The organism is Lysobacter sp. K5869, from assembly GCF_018847975.1.
Taxonomy (GTDB): domain Bacteria; phylum Pseudomonadota; class Gammaproteobacteria; order Xanthomonadales; family Xanthomonadaceae; genus Lysobacter.
In genome coordinates this window covers 1,444,272-1,460,000 of sequence record NZ_CP072597.1, presented here as the reverse complement: position 1 = coordinate 1,460,000, position 15,729 = coordinate 1,444,272, and the positions used below count along the sequence as shown (strand labels likewise).

The window sequence follows — 15,729 nt, the reverse complement described above, 5'->3', positions numbered from 1 at the left end:
ACCATTCGGAGTTGAAGCGCACCTCGGTGCGTTCCTTATCCAGCACCTTGAACACCTGCTCGGCGTAGGTCTCGGCGTTGGCGAGCACGTCCTCGCGGGTCAGCGGCTTGCGGGTGACGTTCTTGCCGGTCGGGTCGCCGATCATTCCGGTGAAGTCGCCGATCAGGAAGATCACCTGATGCCCCAGGTCCTGGAACTGCCGCATCTTGTTGAGCAGCACGGTGTGGCCCAGGTGCAGATCGGGCGCGGTCGGGTCGAAGCCGGCCTTGATCCGCAGCGGGCGGCCCAGCTTGAGGCGGGCTTCGAGCTCTTCGAGCTTGATGATTTCGTCGGCGCCGCGGGCGATCAGATCCAGGGCTTCTTGTACGGATGTCGACACAGGGGGACTCGCAATACGGTCGCGACCGGTTTTGTTAACCGCATCACGAATTCAGGTTAATTGGGGGTTAAACGAAACTATACCCGTCAGTGGCGAAAACCCTATTCAGGACAAGGGTTTGACGCGTACTGCTCGCGTGTCTATGGTAGCGCCGCAACGTGGCCTTCACACCTCGTCCGAGGATTCCTTCCATGACAGTACCCGAGCAGGCTTCCAGTGTGGGCGCCGAACGACGCGAACGCCTGAAAGCCCTGCGCGAGAAAGCACTGAAACGGAAGGTTCTGGCGCGCCATCTGTCCGACGGCTTCAACGGCCGTTGGACCGGCCGCCAATGGGTCCAGGCCGGCCTGTTCGCCACCCTGGGCATGATGATCGCCGCGGTGATTCCCGGTTTCAGCCAGTCCACCGCCTCGGTGCGCGCGCACGAGCCGCGCCAGTCGCTGGCCCTGGCGCTGCCGCCGCTGACCTTGGCCCGGCTCAAGGGCGAAACCGGCGACAGCTGGCAGCTGGTGCGGGTCAACCGCGGCCAGACCCTGGGCTCGGTGTTCAAGGACATGGACATCCCCAAGTCCACGATGAGCCAGATCCTCGAGCAGCCCGGCGCGCGCGACGCGCTGATGCGGATGAAGCCGGGCACCGAGCTGGGCTTCGACATTCCGGTCAACGGCTCGCTGCGCACCTTCCGCTACGACCAGGACGAAGGCCATCGGGTCGAGCTGAGCATCGCCGGCGACAAGGTCACCGATAAGAAAGTCATCGCCCGCCAGAGCCAGGTGCGCACCGTGGTGCTCAGCGGCAAGGTCGGCAAGTCGCTGTTCCGTTCGGCGCGCAAGGTCGGTTTGACTCCGGCCAACATCAACACGCTGACCGACGACATCTTCAAGTACGACATCGACTTCAACGAGGACGTCGGCGGCGACGACCGCTTCAGCGTGGTGGTCGAGCAGACCTGGCGCGAGGGCGAGCTGATCAGCACCGGCCCGATCCTGGCCGCGACCTTCACCAGCGACGGCAAGCTGCACACCGGCTTCCGCTTCGACCGCGGCGGCAAGCCCGAGTACTTCACCGGCGACGGCCGTCCGCTGAAGAAGAGCTTCATCCGCATGCCGATCCCGTACGCGCGCCTGACCTCGGGCTTCGGCAGCCGCCGCCACCCGGTGCTGGGCAGCATCCGCATGCACGCCGGCGTGGACTACGCGGCCGGCACCGGCACGCCGATCATGGCCGCCGGCGACGCGCGCGTGCAGTTCGTCGGCTGGAAGGGCGGCTACGGCCGCGCGGTGATCCTCGATCACGGCCGCGGCTACACCACGCTGTACGGCCACATGTCGAACTTCAGCAAGATCAAGCCGGGCCAGCGCATTCCGCAAGGCACGGTGATCGGCTACGTCGGCGCCTCGGGGCTGGCCACCGGGCCGCACCTGCATTACGAATTCCGGGTCAACGGCGTGCACCGCAATCCGCTGTCGATCACCATGCCGCCGCCGGAGCCGCTCAGCGGCGTGGCGCTGACGCAGTTCCGCCAGCAGAACGCGGTGGCGCTGGCGCGCATCCGTCAGGTCGAGAACGTCATCTACGCCGATGCCGGCCCGACCGCCGCGCCGGTCGCGGCGCCGGCGGCCGCCGGCAAGGCCGTGGCGGTGGCGAAGACCAAGAAGAAAAAGACCTCGCGCGGTTGAGCGGCGCGGCGGTCGCGACGACAAAGGGCCCCTCGGGGCCCTTTTTGTTGGCCCGCGTTTCCGGGCTCTTCGGTGCGGGCGTCGGCGAGGCTTCGCGCCCTGCCACCGCTTCGTTCGCTTGCGCGGCACCGCCCGCTCGTCCGGCGGCCTTGCGAAGTCGTCCGGCAGAACGCTCCGCGCGCCCCTTTGTTTTTTGCCGCGAATGCCGGGATGCTGCGCGACGGTGCGTCGGCCACGCGATCGGTGGCGGCGCGGACTCCTAAACATTGCCGGCGCCGCGCGCGCCGACGGAACCGAATCATGAGCGATGTCGCCGCCCCCGCGGGCCTGTTCCTGGGACTGATGTCGGGCACCAGCGCCGACGGCATCGACGCCGCGCTGGTGCGCTTCCACGCCGGCGCCGCGCCGACGCGGTGCGAGCTGGTGCTCGGCCGCACCTACGCCTGGGACGCGGCGCTGCGCGAGCGTCTGGTCGCGCTCGGCCAGGGCGGCGATGCGCGTTCGCTGGAAGAGCTGGGCACGCTCGATATCCAGACCGCCGAGGCCTTCGCCGCCGCCGCGCTGGCCTTGCTCGACGAGGCCGGCGTCGCCGCCGCGCAGGTCGCGGCGATCGGCTCGCACGGCCAGACCGTGCGCCATCGCCCGGGCGGCGCGGCGTTCGACGGCCGGCATCCTTTCACTTGGCAGATCGGCGACGGCGCGGTGATCGCCGAGCGCACCGGTATCGCCACGGTCGCCGATTTCCGCCGCCGCGACGTCGCCGCCGGCGGCCACGGCGCGCCGTTGATGCCGGCGTTCCATGCCGCGCGGCTGGGCTCGCCCGGCGAGGACCGCGCCGCGCTCAATCTCGGCGGCATCGCCAACTTCACCCTGCTGCCGGCGCGCGGCGAGGTGCGCGGGTTCGACACCGGGCCGGCGAATTGTTTGATGGACGCCTGGGCGCTGCGCCACCTGGGGCAGGCCTTCGACGCCGACGGCGCGTTCGCCGCCCAAGGCGAGGTCGACCCGGCGCTGCTGGCGCGGTTGCTGGACGAGCCCTGGTTCGCGCTGCCGCCGCCCAAGAGCACCGGGCGCGAGCAGTTTCAGTTGGGCTGGGTCGACACCCGCCTGAGCGGCGGCGAGCGGCCGCAGGACGTGCAGGCGACGCTGCTGGAGCTCAGCGCGGTCAGCATCGCCCAAGCCCTGCGCGCGCAGCAGCCGCGCACGCGGCGGGTGCTGGCCTGCGGCGGCGGGGTGCGCAACGGCGCGCTGCTGGCGCGGCTGGCGGCGCTGCTGCCGGAGGCGGTGGTGGAGACGACCGCGGCGTTCGGGCTGGATCCGGATTTCGTCGAGGCGATGGGGTTCGCGTGGCTGGCGCGGCAGACGCTGGCGGGGTTGCCGGGGAATTTGCCCAGCGTGACCGGGGCGAAGGGGTTGCGGGTGCTTGGGGTGGTGCATCCGGCTGCCTGATGGCGGCGGGGGCGATGGACGGCCGGGGAAACTCGGCCGGGGGCGACTTGAGGACCCGCTCGATGCGTCGTCGTTGGATTGGCGTGGTCGCGGCTTACGCCGCTCCTACAGGGGGCCTGCGGCGGAAGGGCGCTTGAGTGCGGGAAGGCGCGACGATGGCACGGTCCGGGCGGCGGATTGGTGCGTTGTTGTTCGGGCTGGCGCGGTCGCGGCTTACGCCGCTCCTACAGGGAGAGCGCTCAGCCGTCGCGGTCGGGGCGGAATTCTTCCAGCAGTTCCAGGCCGCTGAGGTCCGGGCCGGACGGGCGCTGGACCGGCGCTTCCTTGGGCTCGGCGCGGCCGATCAAGGCGAAGCCGGGGTCGCTGGGAATGCCTTCCAGGGCGGCGATGGCTTCTTGCAGCGCGTCGCTGTCGTGGGCCTCGAAGCGGCCGGCCATCTCGGCTTCGACCGCGAACAGGCCGGTCTCGATCAGGTGCAGGGCGGTGCGTTGCAGGCTCCAGCCGCGCGCCTCCGCTACCCGGCGCAGCCGGTCGGAGAGAACGGGATCTAGGTTGTGCAAGATGATGTCGGTCACTGCGTGGCAAGTTGCCATCCCGGGCATGCGCTGCGCAACACAAAATTGGCCGAACCGCGTTCAGGAACACGGGTTTGCGGGCACGCTCACTCCAGCCGGCCGCCGGTTACGGCGCGGCCGGATCCGCGACCGCCGCCGGCCGCCGCCACGCCAGCGCCAGGCACAGCAGCAGCGCCGGCACGCCGACCACGGCGGTGCCGACGAAGAACAGCGCATAGCCCTCGAGCAAGGTCCGCCCGGCCGCCAGCTCGGTCACCGCGACCCCGGACAGGCCCTTGAGCAGCTTGCCCAGCAAGGCATAGAACGAACTCAACAGGGCGTACTGGGTGGCGGTGTAGCCGACGTTGGTCAGGCTCGACATGTAGCCGACCAGGGCGACCCCGGCGTAGCCGTTGCAGAAGTTGTCGATGACCATGGCCGAGGTGAACACGGTCGAATCGTTGCCGTGCAGGGCCAGATAGGCGAAGGCCAGATTCGAGGCCGGGCCGAGCACGGCGCCTGCGATCAACGTCGGGATGAAGCCGAAGCGCACCGCGGTCAGGCCGGCGGCGGCGACGCCGGCGATGGTCGCGACCAGCCCGAACGAGCCGCGCACCGCGCCGACGGTTTCCTTGTCCAGCTTCAGGTCGGCGTAGAACGGGTTGGCCATCGGCCCGAGCAGGAAGTCCGGCAGGCGGTACAGGCTGATCGCCAGCAGGATCAGCAGGGCCATGCGGCCGTGCTGGCGGAAGAAGGCCACGAACGGGCCGATCATCGCGTCGAACAGGCCGCGCGCGGTGAACAGCGCCGGGTGCGGCGTGGCCGCGGCGATCACGCTGGCCTGCGGCTCGCGCGCGGTCAGCGTGGCGACCACGCCGACCGCGAGCAGCAGCGCCATGATTTCGTACGACAGCTGCCAGCCCGCGTGCGCGGCCAGGATCAGGATCAGCGAGTCGGTGACCAACAGCGCGCCGCGATAGCCCAAGGTCGAGGTCGAGGTCAGCAGGCCTTGCTGCTCGCCGTTGTCGGCGCTCTCGATGCGCCAGGCGTCGATGACGATGTCCTGGGTCGCCGAAGCGAACGCCACCACCAGCGCCAGCGCGCCGAACACGGTGAGTTGGTTGAGCGCGACGCCGCCGAGCAGCAACTGGCCTTGGCGCGGTTCGACCAGCGCCATGCCGACCAAGGCGGCCGCGGCGACGATCTGCGACAACAGCATCCAGCCGCGGCGGCGGCCGAGCCAGCGGCCCAGCACCGGCGCGTCGATCTTGTCGACCAGCGGCGCCCAGGCGAATTTCAGCGAATACGCCAGACCGACCCAGGACAGGAAGCCGATCATGTCCAGCTCGATGCCGTTCTCGCGCATCCAGTAGCCGAGCGTGTTGCCGACCAGGTAGATCGGGATGCCCGAGCTGAAGCCGAGCAGCAGCATGGTCAGCACTTTGGGCTGACCGAGGTTGCTCAGCACCAGCCGCCAGCCCTTCTTGGCCGGCCGCGCGGGCGCGGCGGCGGGCGCGGAGTCGGCCGCGTTCGAGGCGCCGGCCTCAGACGTCATAGTCGACCGTGAACGGCGCGTGGTCGGAGAAGCGCGGGTCTTTCAGGATCGAACAGCCGCGCAGCTTGGCGCGCAGGCTCGGGGTGGCGAACTGGTAGTCGATGCGCCAACCCACGTCGTTGGCGCGCGCGGCGCCGCGGTTGCTCCACCAGGTGTAGTCCTGGCCTTCGGCGTTGAGCGCGCGGTAGGCGTCGACCCAGCCGCTGTCGTCGGCGCACACGCCGTTGAGCCAATCGCGCTCGGGCGGCAGGCAGCCGGAGTTCTTCTGGTTGCTGGTCCAGTTCTTGATGTCCAGGCGGCTGCGCACGATGTTCCAGTCGCCGCACAGGACGTAGTCGCGGCCGCTCGCCAACCACTGATCGAGGATCGGCTTGAGCCACTCCATCACCTCGAACTTGAAGCCCTGGCGCAGATCGCCGGACGAGCCCGAGGGGATGTAGAACGAGACCACGCTGAGATTGCCGAAGCGCGCTTCGATGTAGCGGCCTTCGTCGTCGAACGGCGCCCAGCCCAGCGCGGTGCGCACTTCGTCGGGCTCGCGCTTGGCGTAGATCGCCACGCCGCTGTAGCCCTTCTTGGTGATCGCGTCGCGGAAGAACGCGCGGTAGCCGTCGGGCAGGAACTCCGGGCCGGCGAGCTGGTGCTCCTGGGCCTTGGTCTCCTGCACGCACAACACGTCGGCGTTTTGGGCCTTGAACCAGTCGAAGAAGCCTTTGGTCTTGGCCGAACGCAGGCCGTTGGCGTTGAAACTGATGATGCGCATGCGCGTTCCGGGGCAGGAAGTGCGCACGATCATAGCAACCGGCCGGGCGCGGGTATCATGCCGCGCATGACCGAAACCTCCGCGACCGACCGTCCCGCGCCGCCCGCCGTGCGGGTCGGCGTGGTCTCGCCGATGCTGGCTCCGTCCGTGCGCGCGCTGCAGGTCGCGCCGGAGCAACTGCAGTTCGTCGGCGACACCGCCTACAACCTCGAACAGACCCGCCTGGACCCGAACAGCGAGGCCATGGCGGTGCTGGCCGGCGAGCGCGTGGTCGGCTTCTACCGCCTGGATTTCAGCGTCGAGGCCATCGCGGGCCGGGCTTTGGGCGAGCCCAGCGTGGGCCTGCGCGCGTACGCGATCGACCAGCGCGAGCAAGGCCGCGGCTACGGCACCGCGGCGATGCGCGCCTGCATCGAGGACCTGCGCCGGCGCTACCCGGAACGGCGCCTGCTGGCACTGACGGTGAACGTGCGCAACCAGCCGGCCATCGCGGCTTATCTGAAGGCCGGGTTCTACGACACCGGCGAGCTCTACCACGGCGGCCCGTCCGGCCCGCAGCACCTGATGCTGTTCCGGCTCGCCCCCGCCTCCCCTTCCCCCACTGCGACCGCGCCATGACCGACCACCGCACCCGCTTCCTGCAACTGGCCCTCAAGGCCGACGCCCTGCGCTTCGGCGAGTTCACCCTCAAGTCCGGCCGGGTCAGTCCCTACTTCTTCAACGCCGGCCGCTTCGACTCCGGCGCCGCGCTGGCCGCGCTGGCCGCCTGCTACGCCGACGCGGTCGACGCCGCCGGGCTCGAGTTCGACCTGCTGTTCGGCCCGGCCTACAAGGGCATCCCGCTGGCCAGCGCGCTGGGCTGCGAGTACGCCGGCCGCGGCCGCGACCTGCCGCTGGCGTTCAACCGCAAGGAAGCCAAGAGCCACGGCGAGGGCGGGATGCTGATCGGCGCGCCGCTGGCCGGGCGGCGGGTGCTGATCGTCGACGACGTGATCACCGCCGGCACCGCGATCCGCGAAGCGCTGGGGCTGATCCGCGAGGCCGGCGGCACGGTCGCCGGGATCGTGATCGCGCTCGACCGGCAGGAAGCCGTCGACCCTGCACAATCCCGACGCTCGGCGGCAGAAACTGTCGCAATCGAACACGGCCTGCCCGTGATCTCGATCGCCGGGCTGGACGATCTGCTCGCCTTCACCGGCGCCAGCGCCGAGTTCGCCGCCCAGCGCGAACGCCTGCTCGCCTACCGCGCCGCCTACGGCCGCGAGGCCTGAGCGCCGCCGCGCGCCCGCCCGCGCCCGCGGGCCGGGCGCGCCGCCATCGAACTGCGAACTCGGTCACAGGTAATTTTTCCGCCGTGGCCCGACTCTTGCGTCACGCCTTGTCGACCGACAGCCCCCGAAGGCGGGAACGCGACATGAAAGCCATCCACACCTTGATCGCCGGCGCCGTGCTGCTGGCGCTGGCCGCGCCGCTGGCGTCGGCCCAGGACGCGCCGAAGAAGAAGCTGTACTGCTGGAACGAAGGCGGCCGCAAAGTCTGCGGCGACGCCCTGCCGGCCAACGCGGTGGACAGCGCGCGCACCGAGATCAGCGCCAAGAGCGGCTTGGCCACCGCCCAGGTCGACCGCGCGCTGACCGCCGAGGAACGCGTCGCCGCCGAGCAGGCCGCGCGCGACGCGCGCAGCGCGGCGCTGAAGGCCGAGGCGCTCAAGCGCCGCGATCACGCCATGGCCGAGTCCTACGCCACCGAGGAAGACCTGCGCAAATCCTTCCAGGAGCGGATCGTGCTGCTGGACGAGACGGTCAAGGCCTCGCAGCTGGGCATCGAAGGCCGCCGCCAGACCGTGCTGGCGCTGCTGCGCAAGGCCGGCGAGGCCGAACTGAGCAGCAAGCCGGTCGGCTCGGGCCTGTCGGAGAACATCCGCGGCCAGCACGACGAATTGCTGCATCAGCAGGACGTGCTCAAGCAGCAGTTGCTCGAACGCAGCCTCGCCGACGAGGATCTGGCCACGGCGCTGGACCGCTACAACGCGCTCAAGGCCAAGCGCTCCGGCGGCTGAGACCGCTGCGGGCACCGCCCCGCCGGAAAACCAGACGCCGCGGCCCGCCGCGGCGTTTTCGCATGCGCCGCTTGCGCCCGCGAAGCGGCATTGCCGGCGCTGCGAGTTTGCGCAGCGCATTCGAAAAGCCGCCAGACGTGAGCCTTTCGAACGCATGCAGTGGATTTTTACCGTCGGGCCGCCACACAGCGCCCGGCGATGTCGCAGCGGCCCGGACCCGATGGTTCTAGCATCGCGTGATCCGTCCCGACAGGTGTCCGCCATGCCCCGCCACTCTGCCTCGATCGTCCGCCGCGGCGCGCTCAGCGCCGCCTTGTTGCCGATATGCCTCATCGCCCCGGCGTGCCTGGCCGCCGCTCCGGCCGGCTTCGGATTCAACTACTGGCCACGCCACTACCAAGGCTGCGAGGCGCTGACTCCCGCCCAGTGGCCGGCGGCCCGCACCGCCGTGGCCGCCGACCTGGACCAGATGAAGAGCCTGGGCGCCAGCGTCGTGCGCCTGAGCCTGTACATGGAAACCAGCGGATTTCGGCCCGGCCCCAACGTCGCCTTGGAACCGGATTACTGCCACCACCTGCCGGACCTGCTGACGATGGTCGAGAACGCCGGGCTCAAGACCATCATCGCGTTCTCCAATACCTATCTGTACGAACACAACAACGGCCAGTACTACAACTGGCAGGACCCCAGCCTGGGCTACGCCGGCACCCAGGACGGCTACTGGCGTTTCACGATGCATTCCAAGGACTGGATCGACCGGATGGTGGCCCTGGCCGGCGTGCGCGACTCGATCCTGTACTACGACATCCAGAACGAGTACGACTCGCGCGCGCCGGAGATCGACTACTACTTCCGTACGATATACAGCCAGAGCAAGATCCCGCCCGGCAAACGCGGGATCTCGATCCTGCAGTCGCCGTTCGACGTCGACCCCACCGCCTGGCGCAGCGTTCCGCGCCAATTGCAGGCTATGCCCGGAGCCACCCTGGCGTACGTCGAGTTCCACAGCTATCCGACCGCGCCTTTCGACCGCTGCCCGCTGCACGGCGACATCGAAGCCAAATACGATGAGGTACGAAGCCGCTTCGCCCCGGGCACCCAGGTCGTACTCGGCGAATTCGGCCGTCCTGCGCTCGCGCAGGAGGATCCCGACGAAGAACCCGGCGGCTATCCGACGCAGTGCCGCGAGCTGCCTGCGGATCCGGACCCGGACCGCCGCTGGGATGAGCCGCGTCAACGTGCGACCGAATTGGACCTGATCGGACGCGCCGCGGCCAAAGGCATCCCCTATTTCCTGCACTGGATGCTTTGGGACGATACGCCGGCGCGGCTCGATTTCGATCCGACCAATCCGCGCCATCAGGTCTACGGATACGGCTATGGGCCGCATGCGCCCAAGGACGTGGTCGGCGCGCTGGCCGAGCGCTACGGTCTGGTCGCCAACGCCGATTTCGAATCGGCGCCGACGGTGGGCCAGCCTCCGCAGCGCTGGGATGCCGGCAGTTGGAATACGGTCGGCAGCGCGCCGGCCGTGTTGCTGTTCGTCTCCGGCGGCGCGGGCAGCGGCGAGGCGGCCACCGGCGACCATTACGCGCGCCTGCAGACGCAGCAGGCCTGCGCGACGTGCACGATCTGGATGCAGGCCGATGCGTTCGACATCGGTCCGAACCGACGTTTGCACTTCAATGCTTACCTGCGCTCCAACCTGAGCGGCGTGCAGCTGAAACTGGTGCAGTACGACGCGAACTGGAACGTGCTCGCGGTATCCGCCGCACCGGCGTTCACGCCCAGCGGATGGTCGTGGAACAACTACGCGGTGCGGTTCCGCGAACAGAATCCGCAGCTCACGCCAGCGAGCTGGAGCGTGACCACCGCGCCCGGAACGGCACGAGCCATCCTCACCGTCGGCGGGACGCCGGCGACCGCGCCGGCGCTGCTGGACATAGACGCGGTCAGCGTCTCGGCCGACTGAGCGCTGCGCGCCGCGGCAGGCTCGGATGGGCGCGCCGGATACGAAACGACCGGCATCGAGCCGGTCGTTTCGGTACTCATACGATGGCGGCGCGGCTCAGAACGGCAGCGCCAGATCCGGCTTGATCGCGTGCAGCTGGGCGCGGAACAGGCCCTGGATCCGCTCCATCGCCGCCTGATTGTCGGCGTCGAAGCGCATCACCAGGATCGGCGTGGTGTTGGACGCGCGCACCAGACCCCAACCGTCGGAGAAGTCCACGCGCAGGCCGTCGATGGTCGACAGGCGCGCGCCCTCGAACGAGGCCTCGTTGCGGAAACGCTCGACGAAGCTGTGCGGGTCGCCGTCGGGCGCGTCGACCTTGATTTCCGGGGTGGCGACGCCGTTGGGCAGTTCGTTGAGGGTCTGGCTCGGGCTGTCGGGCTGCGCGGCGAGGATTTCCAGCAAACGCGCGGCCGAGTAGATGCCGTCGTCGAAGCCGTACCAGCGCTCCTTGAAGAAGAAGTGGCCGCTCATCTCGCCGGCCAGTTCGGCGTCGGTCTCGCGCATCTTGGCCTTGATCAGCGAGTGGCCGGTCTTCCACATCAACGGGCTGCCGCCGTGGCGCAGGATGTGGCCCGGCAGGCGGCCGGTGCACTTCACGTCGTAGATGATCATCGCGCCCGGGTTGCGTTCGAGCACGTCGGCGGCGAACAGCATCAGCAGGCGGTCGGGGAAGATGTTCTGGCCGTCGCGGGTGACCACGCCGAGGCGGTCGCCGTCGCCGTCGAAGGCGATGCCCAGGTCCGCGTCCAGGCGCTGCACCATCTTGATCAGGTCGATCAGGTTGTGCGGCTCGCTCGGATCGGGGTGGTGGTTGGGGAACTCGCCGTCGATCTCGCAGTACAGCGGGGTGACCTCGGCGCCGATCGCGGCCAGCACGCGCGGGCCGATGTCGCCGGCCACGCCGTTGCCGGCGTCGACCACGACCTTGAGCGGGCGGTCGATCTGGATGTCGGAGGCGATGCGCTGGACGTAGTCCTCGGAGATGTCGCGCGGGGTCATCGTGCCCGGCTCGGCCGCGGTGTGCAGGCGGCCGCCGACGATGCGCCGGTACAGGTCGGTGATCGCGTCGCCCGACAGGGTTTCGCCGCCGACCACGATCTTGAAGCCGTTGTAGTCCGGCGGGTTGTGGCTGCCGGTCAGCGACACGCAGGAGCCGGCGCGCAGGTGGTAGGCGCCGAAGTAGGTGACCGGGGTCGGCGCCAGGCCGATGTCGATGACGTTGCGGCCGGCCTTGCGCAGGCCGGTGATCAGGCCTTCCATCAGGCTCGGGCCGGACAGGCGGCCGTCGCGGCCGACCACGATCTCGGTCAGCCCCTGGTCGTGCATCACCGAGCCGATCGATTGGCCGATCAGTTCGGCGATGCCCGGGTCGAGGTTCTGGCCGACCACGCCGCGGATGTCGTAGGCGCGGAAGATGCCGTTGTCCACGGCCAGCGGCCGCGGCGCGGCTTCGAGAGTGTTATTGCTCACGTTTATTGCATTCGCATCGGCGATAGGGGCGCTCATGGTCTCAGCCAGCGTCTGAACCGGACCTTCGTCCTCGACCGGACCGGTCGCCTTGCCCAGGCGCTGGCGCACCCGCGCCAGCACGAACGCGAGCAGGGCCAGCACCACCGCGGCGATGAAGCACGGCAGCGCGCCCATGCCGAGCGGACCGCCGGCGATGTCGGGCACCGCCGCGGCCACGCGCAGGTCGCTGCCCGGGATCGGCGCGGCCATGGCCTCGGCGCCGTTGTTGAGCGCGGCGTCGCCGCGCTCGATCGCGCTGAAGCCGCCCTGGCGCAGGGCCAGATAGCTGCTGGAGCCGACGTCGGCCTTCTCCACGCCTTCGCTCACCCGCTGCAGCGGCAGTTGCACGTAGGCCACGCCGACCAGCTGCTCGCCGACCCGCGCCGGCGCCGCCAGCGCCAGCACCGACTTGCCGCCGTCGCGCACGATCGCCGCCATCGGCTTGTCGGCGACCATCGCCGCTTCCATCGCCCCGAGCCGGCCGTAGCCGCTCTTGGGCAGGGCCGCGTATTCCTCGGCCAGATCCTGCGGCAGCACCGCGCCGGCGCTGGCGCCGGGCCAGTCCTTGCCGAGTTCGGCGCTGGCGGCCTTGAAGTCGCCGGCTTGCAGCGCGGCCTGCATGGGCGCGGCGGCCAGACGGTCGCGCAGGCGCTTGTGTTCGACGCCGAGCGCGTTGTGGGCGCTGCTCACGGCCGCGTCGCGCACCTGGATCAGGTCGTTGCGGCGCGAGGCGTCCAGGTGCTGCTGCACCCCGGCCCAGCCCATCCACAGCGCCAGCACGCCGCACAGCGCCGCCAGCGGCAACAGCGCCGGCTTGAGTTGCGCCGCGGAGATCTGCGGCTTTTCCAGCTTCACATCGACCATAACCGGCAACCTTCCCCTCAAAGTGTTCTGTCCCGCGCGCGCGGACGCGCGCATGGCCCCGCAGTCTGCCCCGCTTCGCCCGCCCGCGTCCGTCGACTGCGCCTCGCCGCGCCGGATGCGCGGCGAAAACGCGATCGCGATCCTTCGCCGCGGGCGCCCCGCAAACTACAAGCACGATGCGTGCCAGCGCCGCCCTCCCCCCCGAGGACGCGGCGACGCGACGCTCAGCGCACGCCGGTGTGGCCGAAGCCGCCCTCGCCGCGTTCGCTGGCCTGGAACTCGTTCACCACCTGCAAACTCGCGCGCACGATCGGCAGCAACACCAGCTGCGCGACCCGGTCGCCCGGCTGGATCGTATAAGCCTCGCGGCCGCGGTTCCACACGCTGATCAGCAGCGGCCCCTGGTAATCGGCGTCGATCAGGCCGGTGCCGTTGCCGAGCACGATGCCGTGCTTGTGGCCCAGGCCGGAACGCGGCAGCACCACCGCGCACATGGCCGGATCGCCGACGTGCACGGCCAGACCCGACGGCAGCAGCGCGGCGTCGCCGGGGTGCAGCACCAGTTCCTGCTCCAGCGCCGCGCGCAGGTCCAGGCCGGCGCTGGCCGGGGTGGCGTAGGCCGGCAACGGCCATTCGTTGCCGAAACGCGGGTCGAGGATCTTCAGTTCCAGGGTGTGGTGCATGCGCTCTTCCGAAACGAAAGGCCGGCACCGCGAGGCGCCGCCGGCCGGGACGGCGCGCCGCCGGCTCAGGCCGGCCAGCGCGCCAGGATCAAATCCAGCAATTGGTCGGCCAGTTCGGTCTTCGGCGCGGGGCCGAGCGGGCGCTCGCCGCCGATCCAGTACACGGTCAGCGCGTTGTCGTCGCTCTCGAAGCCGCTGCCGGACACACCGACGCGGTTGGCGGCGATCATGTCGACTTTCTTCTTTTCCAGCTTGCCGCGCGCGTAGAACTCCACGTCGTGGGTCTCGGCGGCGAAGCCGACCACCACGGTCGGGCGGCGCGCGTGCACGGCGACCTCGGCCAGGATGTCGGGCGTGCGCACCAGCGCCAGGGTCAGCTGTTCTTCTTTCTTCTTGATCTTGCCCGGCGCGATCTCGGCCGGGGCGTAGTCGGCGACCGCGGCGGCGCCGATGTAGACGTCGGCCGGGAGCTGGGCGATCACCGCCTCGCGCATCTGCCGGGCCGAGCGCACGTCGACGCGCTGCACCTCGGCCGGGGTCGGCAGCGAGACCGGTCCGGCCACCAGCACCGTTTGCGCGCCGCGGCGCGCGGCGGCCTCGGCGATCGCGAAGCCCATCTTGCCGCTGCTGCGGTTGCCGATGAAGCGGACCGGATCGATGTCCTCGAAGGTCGGGCCGGCGCTGACCACGATGCGGCGGCCGGCGAGGTCGCGGGCGCTCATGCGCGGGCCTCCTGCGCCAGGGCGGAAACGATCTCGTGCGGCTCGAGCAAGCGGCCGGGGCCGGATTCGGGCTCGGCCATGCGGCCCTCGCCCGGGCCGAGGAAGCCGACCCCGCGCCCGCGCAGGGTCGCGACGTTGGCCTGGGTGGCCGGGTGGCCCCACATGCGGTGGTTCATCGCCGGGGCGATCGTCACCGGCGCCTCGGAGGCCAGGCACAGGGTGCTGATGAGGTCGTCGGCGAAGCCGTGGGCGAGCTTGGCGATCATGTCGGCGGTGGCCGGCGCGATCAGGATCCGCTGCGCCCAGCGCGCCAGTTCGATGTGGCCCATCGCCAGTTCGGCGGCTTCGTCCCACAGCGAGGTGCGCACCGGCTGGCCGGACAGCGCCTGGAAGGTCGCCGGCCCGACGAAGCGGGTCGCGTTTTCGGTCATCGCCACGCGCACCTGGGCGCCGGCGTCCTGCAGACGGCGCACCAGATCGGCGGCCTTGTAAGCGGCGATGCCGCCGCAGACGCACAGCAGGATGCGTTGGGCGTGCAGCGGCAAAGAGGGGTCTTGCGCCATGTTCGGCGGGGCTCGCTGGTGTTCGTGGTGCCTACGGGGCAGTCGCTGCGGCCGCCGCGGCGGCCCGGCGTTTTCCTACCTCCGCCCGGGCCGATAGCTTACCCGATGGGCCGCGACGCCCCGATCACGCGTTCGTGCCCGGCCTGGGCAGGATGCGTCCATGCGAATCCAAGAATGGCCCAGCGCGGAACGGCCGCGCGAAAAACTCCTCGCCCGCGGCGCCACCACGCTGTCGGACGCCGAATTGCTGGCGCTGATCCTCGGCTCGGGCGTGCGCGGCCACGACGCGGTCGGCACCGCGCGCCGGCTGCTGGCCGAGCACGGCCCGCTGGCGACCCTGCTAGAACAACCGCCGGCCAAGCTGCTGCGCATGCGCGGCATCGGCCAGGCCCGCGCCTGCGCGCTCAAGGCCGCGCTGGAGCTGGCCGCGCGCAGCCAGATGGCCGAACTGGAACGCGGCAGCGCCTTCACCGATCCGCCCTCGGCCGGGCGCTATCTGGCGCGGAAACTGCGCGGCCGCCCGCACGAGGTGTTCGCCGCGATGTTCCTCAACAGCCGCCACGGCGTGATCGCCTACGAGGAACTGTTCCAGGGCAGCGTCGACGGCGCCGAGGTGCACCCGCGCGTGGTCGTGCGGCAGGCGCTGCAGCGCAACGCCGCGGCGGTGATCGTCGGCCACAACCACCCCAGCGGCAACGCCGAACCCAGCCCGGCCGACCGCGCCGTGACCCAGCGGCTCAAGCAGGCGCTGGCGCTGATCGACGTGCGCCTGCTCGACCATTTCGTCATCGGCGACGGCAAGCCGGTGTCGATGGCGCAGCGGGGGTGGATGTGAAGGCAGGAAATAGCGGGCAGGAGCTAGGAGATAGTGGATCCGGAAGCGTTGTTGCCGTTCACTATCTCCTAACTTCTAGCCGCTATCTCCTAGGCTCCAGG

The 15,729-nt window shown here is 70.2% G+C and carries 12 protein-coding genes and 2 pseudogenes (1 of these 14 cut by a window edge); 7 read left to right on the top strand and 7 right to left on the bottom strand.

Annotated elements, in window-relative coordinates; translation table 11 throughout:
- Positions 1 to 379: the beginning of a tyrosine--tRNA ligase gene (gene tyrS / locus J5226_RS06200; protein ID WP_215838974.1), read on the bottom strand. The gene continues 836 nt to the left of window position 1, outside the view; only the first 379 of its 1,215 coding nucleotides appear in the window; its start codon is at positions 377 to 379; the stop codon falls past the left edge of the window.
- 191 nt (positions 380 to 570) lie between these two features.
- Here tyrS and J5226_RS06195 point away from each other — a divergent pair, with 191 nt between their 5' ends.
- Together J5226_RS06195 and J5226_RS06190 are read left to right on the top strand one after the other, a co-directional pair.
- Positions 571 to 2,058, top strand: a complete 1,488-nt coding sequence (locus J5226_RS06195; protein WP_215838973.1) for a M23 family metallopeptidase — start codon at positions 571 to 573, stop codon at positions 2,056 to 2,058.
- Between the two features lie 300 nt (positions 2,059 to 2,358).
- Positions 2,359 to 3,507 (top strand): anhydro-N-acetylmuramic acid kinase, encoded by a 1,149-nt coding sequence (locus J5226_RS06190; protein ID WP_215838972.1) that lies wholly within the window; start codon positions 2,359 to 2,361, stop codon positions 3,505 to 3,507.
- 356 nt (positions 3,508 to 3,863) lie between these two features.
- Here J5226_RS06190 and J5226_RS06185 read toward each other — a convergent pair.
- From J5226_RS06185 to J5226_RS06175, 3 genes and pseudogenes are all read right to left on the bottom strand, one after another.
- A pseudogene (locus J5226_RS06185) lies at positions 3,864 to 4,082 on the bottom strand (hypothetical protein); the annotation flags it as partial.
- A gap of 106 nt (positions 4,083 to 4,188) precedes the next feature.
- Positions 4,189 to 5,616: an MFS transporter gene (locus J5226_RS06180; protein ID WP_215838971.1), complete on the bottom strand. Its 1,428-nt coding sequence runs from the start codon at positions 5,614 to 5,616 to the stop codon at positions 4,189 to 4,191.
- Complete coding sequence (locus tag J5226_RS06175; protein ID WP_215838970.1) at positions 5,606 to 6,379, bottom strand: exodeoxyribonuclease III; 774 nt, start codon at positions 6,377 to 6,379, stop codon at positions 5,606 to 5,608. The genes J5226_RS06180 and J5226_RS06175 overlap by 11 nt, the downstream gene beginning before the upstream one ends.
- Positions 6,380 to 6,445: 66 nt before the next feature.
- Here J5226_RS06175 and J5226_RS06170 point away from each other — a divergent pair, with 66 nt between their 5' ends.
- The 4 genes from J5226_RS06170 (at position 6,446) to J5226_RS06155 (ending at position 10,410) form a co-directional block, all read left to right on the top strand.
- A complete protein-coding gene (locus J5226_RS06170) occupies positions 6,446 to 6,997 on the top strand; it encodes a GNAT family N-acetyltransferase (RefSeq protein ID WP_215838969.1) in 552 nt (183 codons plus the stop codon).
- A complete protein-coding gene (gene pyrE, locus J5226_RS06165; protein WP_215838968.1) occupies positions 6,994 to 7,650 on the top strand; it encodes an orotate phosphoribosyltransferase in 657 nt (218 codons plus the stop codon). The genes J5226_RS06170 and pyrE overlap by 4 nt, the downstream gene beginning before the upstream one ends.
- Before the next feature lie 143 nt (positions 7,651 to 7,793).
- Positions 7,794 to 8,438, top strand: coding sequence for a hypothetical protein (locus tag J5226_RS06160; protein ID WP_215838967.1), 645 nt, complete (start codon positions 7,794 to 7,796; stop codon positions 8,436 to 8,438).
- 262 nt (positions 8,439 to 8,700) lie between these two features.
- Entirely contained in the window at positions 8,701 to 10,410 is a 1,710-nt protein-coding gene (locus J5226_RS06155; RefSeq protein WP_215838966.1) for a hypothetical protein, read from the top strand.
- Positions 10,411 to 10,506: 96 nt separating this feature from the next.
- Here J5226_RS06155 and J5226_RS06150 read toward each other — a convergent pair whose 3' ends face one another.
- The 3 genes and pseudogenes from J5226_RS06150 to coaBC form a co-directional block, all read right to left on the bottom strand.
- A complete protein-coding gene (locus J5226_RS06150; RefSeq protein ID WP_255323011.1) occupies positions 10,507 to 12,825 on the bottom strand; it encodes a phosphomannomutase/phosphoglucomutase in 2,319 nt (772 codons plus the stop codon).
- A 224-nt stretch (positions 12,826 to 13,049) separates the two neighbouring features.
- Positions 13,050 to 13,508 (bottom strand): dUTP diphosphatase, encoded by a 459-nt coding sequence (gene dut, locus J5226_RS06145; protein ID WP_215838965.1) that lies wholly within the window; start codon positions 13,506 to 13,508, stop codon positions 13,050 to 13,052.
- Between the two features lie 65 nt (positions 13,509 to 13,573).
- Positions 13,574 to 14,793, bottom strand: a pseudogene (gene coaBC / locus J5226_RS06140) (bifunctional phosphopantothenoylcysteine decarboxylase/phosphopantothenate--cysteine ligase CoaBC).
- Positions 14,794 to 14,953: 160 nt separating this feature from the next.
- Between coaBC and radC the strand changes: the two are divergent.
- Entirely contained in the window at positions 14,954 to 15,628 is a 675-nt protein-coding gene (gene radC / locus J5226_RS06135) for a DNA repair protein RadC (protein ID WP_215838964.1), read from the top strand.
- The last annotated feature ends 101 nt before the right edge of the window (positions 15,629 to 15,729 follow it).

Excerpts from the sequence above, each read along its gene's own strand:
- J5226_RS06195 (WP_215838973.1), top strand. The coding sequence starts at position 571 with ATGACAGTACCCGAGCAGGCTTCCAGTGTGGGCGCCGAACGACGCGAA.
- J5226_RS06190 (WP_215838972.1), top strand. The coding sequence starts at position 2,359 with ATGAGCGATGTCGCCGCCCCCGCGGGCCTGTTCCTGGGACTGATGTCG.
- J5226_RS06180 (WP_215838971.1), bottom strand. The coding sequence starts at position 5,616 with ATGACGTCTGAGGCCGGCGCCTCGAACGCGGCCGACTCCGCGCCCGCC.
- J5226_RS06175 (WP_215838970.1), bottom strand. The coding sequence starts at position 6,379 with ATGCGCATCATCAGTTTCAACGCCAACGGCCTGCGTTCGGCCAAGACC.
- J5226_RS06170 (WP_215838969.1), top strand. The coding sequence starts at position 6,446 with ATGACCGAAACCTCCGCGACCGACCGTCCCGCGCCGCCCGCCGTGCGG.
- pyrE (WP_215838968.1), top strand. The coding sequence starts at position 6,994 with ATGACCGACCACCGCACCCGCTTCCTGCAACTGGCCCTCAAGGCCGAC.
- J5226_RS06160 (WP_215838967.1), top strand. The coding sequence starts at position 7,794 with ATGAAAGCCATCCACACCTTGATCGCCGGCGCCGTGCTGCTGGCGCTG.
- J5226_RS06155 (WP_215838966.1), top strand. The coding sequence starts at position 8,701 with ATGCCCCGCCACTCTGCCTCGATCGTCCGCCGCGGCGCGCTCAGCGCC.
- J5226_RS06150 (WP_255323011.1), bottom strand. The coding sequence starts at position 12,825 with ATGGTCGATGTGAAGCTGGAAAAGCCGCAGATCTCCGCGGCGCAACTC.
- dut (WP_215838965.1), bottom strand. The coding sequence starts at position 13,508 with ATGCACCACACCCTGGAACTGAAGATCCTCGACCCGCGTTTCGGCAAC.
- radC (WP_215838964.1), top strand. The coding sequence starts at position 14,954 with ATGCGAATCCAAGAATGGCCCAGCGCGGAACGGCCGCGCGAAAAACTC.